Annotated in this window: 1 protein-coding gene; it reads left to right on the top strand. The window is 44.9% G+C overall.

Features of this window, described 5'->3' with window-relative positions; all coding sequences use genetic code 11:
- The coding region (locus A3735_RS05930; RefSeq protein ID WP_156499447.1) for a glycosyltransferase family 4 protein at nt 1–786 on the top strand (786 nt) is incomplete at both ends.

Genomic DNA, 786 nt, shown 5'->3' with positions numbered 1-786 from the left:
TCTATGCAGGTCTCGCATGTAAGTTAACACGAAAACCAATAATCGGTACTTATCACCGCTCAGAACTACGTTATTATCAACCCACCCTAAAGAACAAACTCTCTGCTTGGTTATTGAATCATTACATCGCTATATCGAATGAGAGAAAGCTGCGCATGGTGAATCAGCTTGGTATAAACGATAAAAAAACAACCACCATTCATGGTGGCGTAGAACTAAGCGAAGTACCCCAACCTGAAGGTAATGCGACACAAGCAGCAAAAGACAAGTTAGCACTTAATGGGCGTATTTTATTCTCTGCAGGTCATTTAGGGCCCATTAAAGGGCATGACGACAGTATCGAAGCCTTAGCACTATTGAAACAAAAGTCCCCTAAGGTTCTCGATAGCACTCACCTATACATTGCTGGCGACGGGGCACCTCAAGACTATGAGCGACTTAGAACGCACATTAGAGATAAAGGCCTGGAAGATAAAATCACCCTACTCGGCCAGGTCACCAATGTAATGGATTGGATGCAGGCCTGCGATATCTTTCTACAACCCTCCCGAGAAGAAGGTTTCGGCTTGGTTTTCATCGAGGCTGGCATATGCCATAAGCCGACACTGGCAACCCAGGTTGGCGGCATCCCTGACATCATCATTAATGAAGAAACTGGCATTTTGGTACCACCAGAAAGCCCCAAGGTATTGGCAGAAAAGTTAGATTTACTTTTAAATAACGACTCGCTCGCACAAAAGTTAGGAGAACAGGCCCACCAAAGAACCCTGGATCACTTCTTACTCT

Source organism: Oleiphilus sp. HI0061 (assembly GCF_001635675.1).
This window is presented reverse-complemented; position numbering and strand designations above follow the sequence as displayed.